Here is a 10,005-nt window from a genome sequence, read left to right as displayed (position 1 = left end):
CGGAGGCCGGGGTGATCGGGTAGGCGCCCAGAAACAGCGGCAGTTTCGATTTGACGCACGCCGCGACCAGGCCCAACGCGAGCGCCTGGTTACCGGTGATGTTGCGATACGTGCCCGGCTTCATGCGAGCGGGTTTCACCTCGTACCGCACAGCGAAGTCTTCGGTCGTCTCACCGAAGTTCCACCCGGCCTGGAACGCGGCCTTGTTCGCCGCGACCAGATCGGGACGCTTGGCGAACTTCGCCTCCAGAAACCGCAGGGTCGACTCGAACGGACGCGAATACATCCAGCTCAACAACCCGAGCGCGAACATGTTCTTGGCCCGCTCGGCGTCCTTCTTCGCGACCCCGAGCTCGGCCAGCGCACCCACCGTCATCGACGTGAGAGCAACCGGGTGCACGGCATACTCCGACAGCGACCCGTCCTCGAGCGGGCTCACCGCGTAACCGACCTTGGCCAGGCTGCGCCGGGTGAACTCGTCGGTGTTGACGATGATGTCGGCGCCCGCGGGCAGGTCGGCCAGGTTGGCCTTGAGCGCGGCCGGGTTCATCGCGACCAGCACGTTCGGCGCATCACCGGGCGTCAGGATGTCGTAGTCGGCGAAATGCACCTGGAAACTCGACACGCCCGGCAAGGTGCCCGCAGGCGCCCGGATCTCGGCCGGGAAGTTCGGCAGAGTGGAGATGTCATTACCCAACTGGGCGGTTTCCGAGGTGAATCGGTCACCGGTCAGCTGCATGCCGTCGCCCGAGTCGCCGGCGAAACGGATGACCACCCGATCCAGCTGTTCCACCCGCTTCACGGCGGTCGTCCGGTGGTCGTGCGGATCAGCCGTGAATACCGGCATCGGTTCCCCTCCGGTCGCGGACCAGCTCGGTCCCGGCGAATGCATGGACAAGACGACGGCGGACCGCGGCCGGATCGATGATCTCCTCGACACCGACCACTGCCGCGCCGGCATCCGCCCGGCGGCCCGGGACGTCGCCCAGGATCAGCCGGGGAATCCCCCAGTCGTCACACAAATTCACGAACCGTGCCGCCTTCTCCGCACTCAGCGAGTTGCGGATCGGCTCTCCGGCCACCACACCGACGGTCCGTCCGGCCAGGCGGCCGAGTCCGGTGACCACACCGGCGGCCCATCGGGGTTGCAGCTCCGACCAGGTCGAGTCATCAAGAACCGCCTCGATCGCCGACCGGACATCGCTCTCTCCGGGCCCCCGATCCGGCCGGGACGACCTCGGGTCGCCGGCCCGGAGGGCCACCTCGGCCGCGAACCGGCCCGGAGCGCCGAGGAGGCTCACCAGGTCGCCGGCCTTCCGACAGGCCGCGGGAGCATCCGGCGCCACCACGTGAGCCACACCGGGGCGACGGCCATGCGCATACGGCGCACCGGTTTCGGCACCGGCCACCCGGCGGACGACGTCCCGGGCCGGAATCAGGACCCGTCCCGCCGTCGTCGTGATGACCACGTCGCCCAGTGCCGGCCCGTAAGCGGAGCCACCGGCAGCCGGCCCGACCACCACCGAGATCTGCGGGATCCGCCCGCTCGCCCGCACTCTGGCGCCGAAGACCCGGCTGACGCCGTCCAGCGCGGCCGCTCCCTCGTCCAGCCGGGCGCCCAGGTGCTGCCAGATACCCACCACCGGGGCGCGTTCGGCCACCGCCAGGTCGATCGCCGCGACGATCCGGTCGCAGCCGGCCGCACCGACCGCGCCACCCACCACCCGGGGATCGACGGCGAAGACGATCACCGGCACCCCGCGGGCGGCACCCCGCGCGACCGCGACGCCGTCCTCCTCCGCGAACGGCAGAGGCCGCAACGAACACGCGTCGAGCAACCCGGCCATCCGGCCGATCGGATCACTGGAACCGGCGCCGGCCGGTGCCGGCCGGTGGGCGGTGACCGTCACCGGGCACCGGCCGGAACCGTTTCCCGGCGGACGGCCCGGACCAGGTTGGTCAGCACCTTGCCCGGCCCGGCCTGCTCGATCTCGTCGACGCCGGCCGTGAGGAGGTACTGCACGGTTTCGGTCCAGCGCACGGGCGAGGTCATCTGCCGGGCCAGCAACGAGGTGACATCACCCTCGGACGGGTACGGCCGGGCGGTGACGTTCGCGATCACCGGGATCCGCGGACGGCTCATCGGCACGTCCGCGAGCGCCTCGGCGAACGCGTCCGCCACCGGGCGCATGTATCGGGAGTGGAACGCCCCGCTGACCTTCAGGATCGTGTATCCGCGAGCGCCGGCCGCCTTGAGGATCGGACCGGCCCGTTCGATGTCGTCCCGGTGGCCGGCGAGCACCACCTGGGTCGTGGTGTTGAGGTTGGCCAGGTCGATGGCGTCCAGCCCGGCGCCGGACAGCGCATCGGCGACAGCATCGGCCGTGATACCCAGCACCGCCGCCATCCCGCCGTCGCGAACCGTCGCCATCAGCTCCCCGCGCCGGGCGACCAGGCGCAGACCGTCGCCGAAGGTGAACGCGCCGGCGGCGAACAGGGCGCTGTACTCCCCCAGGCTGTGCCCGGCCACGAAGTCGGGCGCCCGGCCGGCACCGCTCACCCGGCTCAGATACGACAAGGCATTGACGACGTACAGGGCGGGCTGGGTGAACTCGGTCTGTCCCAGCCGGCCCTGCGGGTCCTCGGTGCACAGCTCCGCAACGGAACAGCCGAGGATCTGGTCGGCCTCGGCGGTGATCTCGGCGAATTCGTCGAACAGGTCGGCGCCCATTCCGACGGACTGCGACCCCTGGCCCGGGAACACATAGGCGATCACGGCGACTCCACTCGGGTCGTTCGGCCGGCCGCCGGTGCGAACAATGGCGCACACGCTCGAATTCATTCGGCAGTGGCGGTTTTCCGGTTTCCACGGGCACTGTAGGAGCGGCGAATCGCCGGGAACAACCTCGCCCAAAATTATTTGCAGTCCCGCCCCGCCGATGCGAAAAATCAAAATCCGCGTTGCGCGCCCGCCGTTCCGATGCTTTACACGATGTACGCCGTCGGGACGGGCTCGACCGGAGAGGGGAGACCGATGGCTCCGTGGCGCTCGTTGGTGCACCTGGCGACCGTTCCCGTGCGGGTGGCCGGCAGCGCCGCGACCGACGTCGCCCGGCGGGTCGTGGCCGGTTCGGAAGCGACCCCGATGCGGAGCTCTCGACGGCACCTGGCCGAGCTGCTCGTCGCCACCCTGGAGCACGTCGAGGCGGGCGCGGCCCGACCCGGGTTGTTCGCCCCGCTGGCCGCTCTGCTGCCCGAGTCGATGACCCACCGTCTGGGCCCGCGACCGAGCCGGGTCGTCGATCCGCTGGCGCCCGGCACGGTGGAACGGGCCCTGGCCGGTGCGCTGGGTCCGGCGTGGCCGGAGCGGTTCGCCGAGTTCGGCCCCGAGCCGGTCGCCGCCGGCGGGCTGAGCCAGGTGCACCGCGCCGTGTGGGCCGACGGCCGGGACGTGGCGGTCAAGATCCAGCGGCCCGGCGCGGACCGGGCGTTGAAATCCGATGTCACCCGGTACGGGCGTCTCGGCACGCTGCTCCGGATGGTGCGCCCCTCGCTCGACCCGATGGCCGAGCTGGGCCCGGCGCTGCGGGCCGAGGCGGACTACACCCGGGAGGCCGATCATCAGCGGGCCTTCGCCCAGGCGTACGCCGACGACCCGGACATCATGGTCCCGCGGGTGGTGTTCGCCGCCGGCTCCGTCCTGATCGGTGAGTGGGTCGGCGGGATCTCCCTGGCCGCACGGCCGGACGATCCGGACCGCGCCGGGCGGTTGCTCGCCGAGTTCCACTTCTCGGCGCCGGTCCGGGCCGGTCTCCTGCATACCGACCCGGCCCCGGAGAACTTCCGGATGCTGAGCGATGGCCGGCTCGGAGTCCTCGACTTCGGCTCCGTTCTCCGTCTGCCGGACGGTCTGGATCCCGCACTCGGGCAGTTGCTTCGCGCTGCCGTCACCGCGGACGCCACGGGCGCCATGACCGCCGCGGCGCGGTTGGGGCTGCTGGGCGGGAACGCGGTCAGCCCGGCCGATCTGCTGGCGTTCCTGAGCCCGGCCGTGGGCGCCGTCCTCGCGCCGGGATTCCGCTTCCCTCCGGACTGGCCACGCGCCGTGACCCGCCGGCTGACCACCGCGGGCAGCGCCGAACGACACGTGCTCTCCCGGTTGCGTCTGCCGCCGCCCTTCGTGCAGCTGGGACGGGTGGCGCTGGGAACGGTCGTGACCCTGTCGCGGTTGCAGGCGGCCGCGGAGCTGGATCAGGCGGCGGCCCGCTGGCTGACCGGCTACTCCGATTCCTGAGTGACCGCCGCGTCCACCAGCGCCGCCGCGGCGCCCAGGTAGTGCTCGGGCGCGCACAATGCGGCCGTCTCCTCGCGGGACATCTCACGCCGCACCGCCGTGGCCTCGGCCAGCACGTCGGCCAGGCTCCGCCCCTGCTTCTCGGCCTGCGCCGACGCCTCGGTGAGGACCTGCCGGGCGGTCGTCTTGCCGAGGCGGGGCGCGAGGACCGCGGCGATCCGCTCGGACACCACCAGCCCGTGGGTGAGGTCCAGGTTGCCGCGCATCCGCTCCGGGTGGATCTCGAGTCCCCGGGCGAGTTCCGCCGCCGTGTGGCTCGCTCCGCCGGTCAGCCGCAGACATTCCCGCAGAACCAGCCACTCGGCGTGCCAGCCGCCGGCCGAACGCTCGTCCTCGGCCAGCAGGCTCTGGGTGAGGACGACGGACAGGGCGGGCACCTGCAGCGCGGCGCTGCGGATCATGGTGGACAGCACCGGGTTGCGCTTGTGCGGCATCGCCGACGATCCGCCCCGCCCAGCGGCCGGGGGTTCGCCGACCTCGCCGACCTCGGTGCGGCTGAGGGTCAGCACATCGGTGGCCAGTTTGCCGAGGGCGCCGGCGGTGAAGGCGAGGGCCGCGCCCAGATCCGCGAGCGGCGTCCGCAACGCGTGCCACGGCAGCAGGGAGCCGGTCAGGCCGCATTCCTCGGCGAACGCCTGCGCGACCTGGTCGACGTAGGTCGCCGGGTCGACCGCGCCGCCGGGGGCGTCCAGGCGGGCGAATTCGAGGTAGCCGGCCAGGGTGCCGGCCGATCCGCCGAGCGCGACCGGCAGTCCGCCGGTCAGGACCGCGGCGACGCGGCTCTCGGCGGCGGCCACGAGGTCCCGCCAGCCGGCCGCCTTGAGCCCGAACGTGGTGGGTACGGCCTGCATGGCCAGCGTCCGCCCGGCCATCGGGGTGTCGCGGTGCCGCACGGCGAGGGTCCGCAACGTCTCCATGACGTCACGCAGGTCGGCCCGGATCAGCGTGAGGGCCCCGCGCGCGACCATCATCGCCGCCGTGTCGAAGATGTCCTGGCTGGTCGATCCGCGGTGCACGTACTCGGCGGCGGCGGGGTCCTGCTCCCGGACCAGGCGGGTCAGTTCCCGGACCAGCCCCACGACCGGGTTGGCGGTCAGGCGGGCCGACAGCGCGAGCGCCCGCAGGTCGAACCGGTCGGCGCCGGCCGTCCGGGCGATGACCTCGGCCGCCGCCGGTGGCACGGTGCCGAGCCGGCTCTGCGCCCGGACCAGGGCGACCTCGGCGTCGAGCATGGCCTGCAACCAGGCCGGGTCGGCGACCACCGCCTCGACCGGGGCGCCGGCGCGCACCGGCGAGAGCAGGCCGGTGTCCAGCAGCATGGGGTCCTGCTTCACGACAGCACCTCGATCCTTCTCAGGTGGTGGGCCGGGATGACACCGGCCAGCGGCGGCAGGGCGAGAACGGCACGGGCGATCGCGTCCGAGTCCTTGAGCGTGACCGAGTCGACACACGGGCGGGTGCCGGCGGCGGTCACCCAGTGGACCGACTCGGTCGGCACCCCGTAGGCGAACCGTCGCTCGTGGACGGATCCGGAGGCGTCCACGATCCGCGACGGACGGGCGGTCACCGCCAGTCCGCTCGTGTCGACCGCTGTGCCCCGTACGGTGGGAATGCGGTGCACCGTCGCCTGGCCCGTGCGCAGCAGATACCGCATCAGCGGATCCGCGGTGTCCGGCAGATCGGGTGTGGGCAGCCGCGCCTCGATGAGGGTCGTGGCGCGCACCGGATCGTCGCTTCCCAGCTGCGGGAACAGGACGAACGCGGGATCGGCGAGGTCGATGCTCACGCCCGTGGCCGGTCCGGGCAGCACGACGACACCGGCCTCGATCAACGCGACGAGTTCCTCGACCCGCGACGCCGGGGGCCCGATCGACAGGAAAGCGTTGAACGGGGAGTACCACTGGTCGAGGTGGGAGCGGTGCGAGTCGCCGTCCAGCCCGGCGTGGTCCACGGCGAGCCGCACCTCGTTACGGATGTCCCGCAACACGTCCAGGGCGGCCTTGAGCGGGTTGCTCTTGTTGCCTTCCCGCGCGGCCGCGATGTCGGCCCGCAGATGCTCGATCAGCCATTTCCGGTACGCGTCGGGCGATCCGAGTCCCTGCCCGTGCCAGGGGCGGGCCAGCCGCTCCCAGTCGAACCGGTCCGCCTCGGCGATCCCGAGGTCGTCGAGCAGCCGGGCCCGCTCGGCCTCACCGGCGGCCCGGATGTAGCCGGAAGCCAGGTCCCCGGGCGCCGGGTGGCCGCGACGCCGGAACAGCCCGGCGTAGTAGACGGCCTCGACCTCGAGCCGGATCAGCGGCCACAGCTGGCGCGCGAAGTCGACCGGGCCACCGGCCCGCAGCCCGGCGATGACGTCCGGCGTCAGCACCACGGGCTGGTGGCGCTCCGCCGTGCCCTTCTCGTTCTCGCCCCGGGCCTGGTACGGCACGCCGCGCCGGGAGGTGGCGAACAGCTGGGGCTCACGGCCGGACGGCCGGTAGACCAGACGGTCGCCGATCCGCTCGAAGGCGCCGCCGCGTCCGGTGGTGAGCAGGGTCAGGTGGTCGAAGAAGCACAGCCCCAGCCCGCGCAGCAGCACCGGTTCCCCCGGCGCCACCGCATCGAGATCCACGTCGGCCGGGTTGGCCGGACGCAGGTAGCGCAGCCCGTGCTGCCGGGCCAGCGCCAGGGTGCGCTGCTCACCGGCGCTGGGCCGGGTGGCGACGTGGCCCTGCGCCAGCACGACCGCGTCGAGCCCGGTCAGCCAGGAGCCGTCCCCGAGGGCGACCGCCTGCGGTCCGGGGGCGTCCCAGACGTCCACCAGCGCCGTGGCGAGCGTGCGGTGCTCGCGCACGGTGACATGCTCGGGCGCCCGGTGGACGATGCGGTGATAACAGGCCCGCAGGTACGCCCCGTAGAGAGCGCGCGTCGGGTACACGTCCGGTCCGAGGCGGGCGGCCTCGTCGACCGCCCAGCCGGGAACAGCGGGATCGGGTTCGAGGCCGGCCGCGAGGCTCTGCGCCCACGCGTACAGCGAAGGTCCCGGTTCTATCGGACCGTCGATGCGGCTCTCGTTGTCGGTGTAGGCCGTGATCTGGCCCGCGACCGTGTTCATCAGCAGCAGCCGGGACTGCTCGACCCGCCACACCGCACCGGCGCCGAACTCGTACGGGTCGACCAGATGGATCTCCGTACGGGCGTCCGGCCGGCCCCGGACATTGGCGATGATCCGTTCCAGCATGGACAGACCTCGTGGACCCATCCCGACAACACACAGTCGTTGCACGTCTGCTTCCCCCGTGGCCTCGCTGGTCGTCCGCCGTCCGGCTTCGGAGCCCTGCGACGAACCGTGCGCCATCCGCCTTGGCGGGCCCTTTCCGGCGGCTTGGCACCCGCTTGGCGTCCGGCCCGCGATGCGGCCAGGAAACCGGCGCGGTAACGTCACAGGCCAAGCGGGCGCCAAGAGGCGTGTCTGGCAACCTCATGACAACCCCGCGCCCGATCCACCGGCGCCATGGCAGGGGGCTGCCGGTCGAAGGGCTTCCCGCGCCCCGATCGCGTCTTTCCGTTGACGCCGCCTTCCGTCCGTCGCCACGCTCGGCTCCCTGACCACGAACGGGGAGCGGTGACAATGACGCGCCATGACAGGCCGAAGACGGTGATCCTCGCGGAGCCCCGCGGTTTCTGCGCCGGGGTCCGCCGCGCGATCCTGATCGTCGAGGAGGCCCTGGCCCGCTACGGGCCGCCGGTGTACGTCCGCAAGGAGATCGTCCACAACCACTACGTCGTCCGTTCCCTGCGCAGCCGCGGGGTGGTCTTCGTCGACTCGGAGGACGAGGTTCCCGAGGGCGCGGTCTGCGTCTTCTCCGCCCACGGCGTGTCGCCCGCCGTCCGCGGCAACGCGGCCGGCCGCAAGCTGGACGTCATCGACGCGACCTGCCCGCTGGTGTCCAAGGTGCACCAGGAGGCGCGCCGGCACGTCCGCGACGACAAGACGATCCTGCTGATCGGTCACGCCGACCACGAAGAGGTGGAGGGCACGTTCGGGCACGCACCGGACCGCACGATCATCGTGGACTCGGTCGAAGCGGTCGCCGGACTCACGCTGCCCGCCGACACCCCCGTCGGCTACCTGACCCAGACGACGCTGTCCCTGGACGAGACGTCCGGCATCGTCGCCGCCCTGAACGAGCGGTTCCCCGCGCTGACCGGGCCGGCCAAGGGCGACATCTGCTACGCCAGCCAGAACCGGCAGAACGCCGTGAAGGCGATCGCCGGACGCAGCGACCTCGTGCTGGTGGTCGGCTCGCGCAACTCCAGCAACTCGATCCGCATGGTCGAGGTGGCCGAGGGCGTGGGTACGACGGCCTACCTGGTGCCCGACGTGACCGAGTTGCGGGAGCAGTGGCTCGCCGACGCTTCGGTGATCGGCGTGAGCGCCGGCGCCAGTGCCCCCGAGATCCTGGTCGAGCAGCTGCTCGACCGGCTCGCGGAACACGGCTGGACCACCGTCGAACTCGAATCGACGGCGACCGAGAACGTCATCTTCGGGCTCCCGTCCAGCCTCACCTCCTGACCCACCGATAACGGGGAGACACCATGACTGTCATCGCCACCCGTCAACCATCCACATCAGATCTACCGGGAATCCGTGGCGACCTGCTCGCCCGGGTCGAGCAGCGGCTGGAGCAGTACACCGAATCCGAGCGGGCCCGCTGGAAGCAGACCAACCCCCGCGCCGCGCAACCGGTCGAGGCGGTCATCGACATGGTGAGCCGCGGCGGCAAGCGACTGCGGCCCATCTTCTGCCTCAGCGGTTTCCTCGCCGCCGGCGGCGACCCCGCTTCGGCGGCCGCCGTGGACGCGTCGGCCGCCCTGGAACTGCTCCAGGCGTTCGCGTTGATCCACGACGACGTGATCGACAACTCCGCGCTGCGGCGGGGCCGGCCGACGATCCACGTCCACCACGCCGGCGAGCACAGCGCCCGGGGCTGGCTGGGTGAGGCCCGCCGGTTCGGTGAGGGCGTGGCGGTGCTCGCCGGCGATCTGGCCCTCGTCTACGCCGACGAGCTCACCTTCGACTTCCCGCCCGCGGCCCGGCGGCTCTGGGGCGAGCTGCGCACCGAGCTGATCGTCGGGCAGCACCTGGACGTCGCGGTGGCCGCCGAGTCCGTGGTCGATCCCCAGCTGTCGCGGTGGATCGCCGTGTGCAAGTCCGGCCGCTACTCGATCCAACGCCCGCTCCTGCTCGGCGCCACCCTCGCGGGCCGGACCGACCTGGCCGGCGCCTTCGAGGGCTACGGCCTGGCCCTGGGTGAGGCGTTCCAGCTGCGGGACGACCTGATGGACGCGTTCGGCGACCCCGGGGCCACCGGCAAGCCGGCCGGGCTGGACTTCGCCGAGCACAAGATGACCCTGCTGCTCACCCTGGCCGTCGAGCGGGACGCCCGGATCCGGAACCTGCTCGTCCGGGACGGCGACACGCCGTGGGACGCCGACCTGATCCGCCAGGTGCTGGAGGAGACCGGCGTACGCGCCACCGTCGAACGCACCATCGGCGAGCTCGTCGACCGCGCCGTCACCGCGATCAGCTCCGCCGGTCTCGACCCGGCCTGGACCGACGAGTTCGCCCGGCTGGCCACCCTGGTCGCCTACCGCGACCGCTGACACCC

Annotated in this window: 8 protein-coding genes; 3 read left to right on the top strand and 5 right to left on the bottom strand. The window is 72.2% G+C overall.

Annotated elements, in window-relative coordinates:
- From JIG36_RS50510 to fabD, 3 genes are all read right to left on the bottom strand, one after another.
- Window positions 1–847 (bottom strand): 2-oxoacid:acceptor oxidoreductase family protein (locus JIG36_RS50510; protein ID WP_203384104.1); only part of this gene is annotated, 847 nt, incomplete at its 3' end.
- A complete protein-coding gene (locus JIG36_RS50505; RefSeq protein WP_203384103.1) occupies window positions 828–1,910 on the bottom strand; it encodes a carboxyl transferase domain-containing protein in 1,083 nt (360 codons plus the stop codon). The genes JIG36_RS50505 and JIG36_RS50510, both read right to left, overlap by 20 nt.
- Window positions 1,907–2,776, bottom strand: coding sequence for an ACP S-malonyltransferase (gene fabD, locus JIG36_RS50500; RefSeq protein WP_203384102.1), 870 nt, complete (start codon window positions 2,774–2,776; stop codon window positions 1,907–1,909). Before fabD ends, JIG36_RS50505 begins: the two co-directional genes overlap by 4 nt.
- A gap of 258 nt (window positions 2,777–3,034) precedes the next feature.
- On the opposite strand from fabD, the gene JIG36_RS50495 reads away from it, so the two are divergent.
- Window positions 3,035–4,294: an AarF/UbiB family protein gene (locus tag JIG36_RS50495; RefSeq protein ID WP_203384101.1), complete on the top strand. Its 1,260-nt coding sequence runs from the start codon at window positions 3,035–3,037 to the stop codon at window positions 4,292–4,294.
- Here the strand turns inward: JIG36_RS50495 and JIG36_RS50490 are convergent.
- Together JIG36_RS50490 and JIG36_RS50485 are read right to left on the bottom strand one after the other, a co-directional pair.
- Window positions 4,279–5,688 (bottom strand): nitrosuccinate lyase, encoded by a 1,410-nt coding sequence (locus JIG36_RS50490; RefSeq protein WP_203384100.1) that lies wholly within the window; start codon window positions 5,686–5,688, stop codon window positions 4,279–4,281. The genes JIG36_RS50495 and JIG36_RS50490 overlap by 16 nt on opposite strands.
- On the bottom strand, window positions 5,685–7,595 hold the full coding sequence (locus tag JIG36_RS50485; RefSeq protein ID WP_268919972.1) for an FAD/NAD(P)-binding protein: 1,911 nt from the start codon (window positions 7,593–7,595) through the stop codon (window positions 5,685–5,687). Before JIG36_RS50485 ends, JIG36_RS50490 begins: the two co-directional genes overlap by 4 nt.
- Before the next feature lie 369 nt (window positions 7,596–7,964).
- On the opposite strand from JIG36_RS50485, the gene ispH reads away from it, so the two are divergent.
- Both ispH and JIG36_RS50475 read left to right on the top strand, forming a co-directional pair.
- Window positions 7,965–8,909 carry a 4-hydroxy-3-methylbut-2-enyl diphosphate reductase gene (gene ispH, locus JIG36_RS50480; RefSeq protein ID WP_203384098.1) on the top strand — a complete coding sequence of 315 codons (945 nt, stop codon included), beginning with the start codon at window positions 7,965–7,967 and terminating at the stop codon, window positions 8,907–8,909.
- Between the two features lie 23 nt (window positions 8,910–8,932).
- Window positions 8,933–10,000, top strand: a complete 1,068-nt coding sequence (locus JIG36_RS50475; protein ID WP_203384097.1) for a polyprenyl synthetase family protein — start codon at window positions 8,933–8,935, stop codon at window positions 9,998–10,000.
- Window positions 10,001–10,005 lie beyond the last annotated feature (5 nt).

Origin of the sequence: Paractinoplanes ovalisporus (assembly GCF_016834655.1) — a bacterium.
Lineage (GTDB): Bacteria > Actinomycetota > Actinomycetes > Mycobacteriales > Micromonosporaceae > Actinoplanes > Actinoplanes ovalisporus.
The sequence above is the reverse complement of the archived record's forward strand: the minus strand, read 5'-3'. Positions and strand labels throughout refer to the sequence as shown.

What these genes read in the sequence shown, in the direction of transcription:
- JIG36_RS50495 (WP_203384101.1), top strand. Translation starts at nt 3,035, where the DNA reads ATGGCTCCGTGGCGCTCGTTGGTGCACCTGGCGACCGTTCCCGTGCGG.
- JIG36_RS50485 (WP_268919972.1), bottom strand. Translation starts at nt 7,595, where the DNA reads ATGGGTCCACGAGGTCTGTCCATGCTGGAACGGATCATCGCCAATGTC.
- ispH (WP_203384098.1), top strand. Translation starts at nt 7,965, where the DNA reads ATGACGCGCCATGACAGGCCGAAGACGGTGATCCTCGCGGAGCCCCGC.
- JIG36_RS50475 (WP_203384097.1), top strand. Translation starts at nt 8,933, where the DNA reads ATGACTGTCATCGCCACCCGTCAACCATCCACATCAGATCTACCGGGA.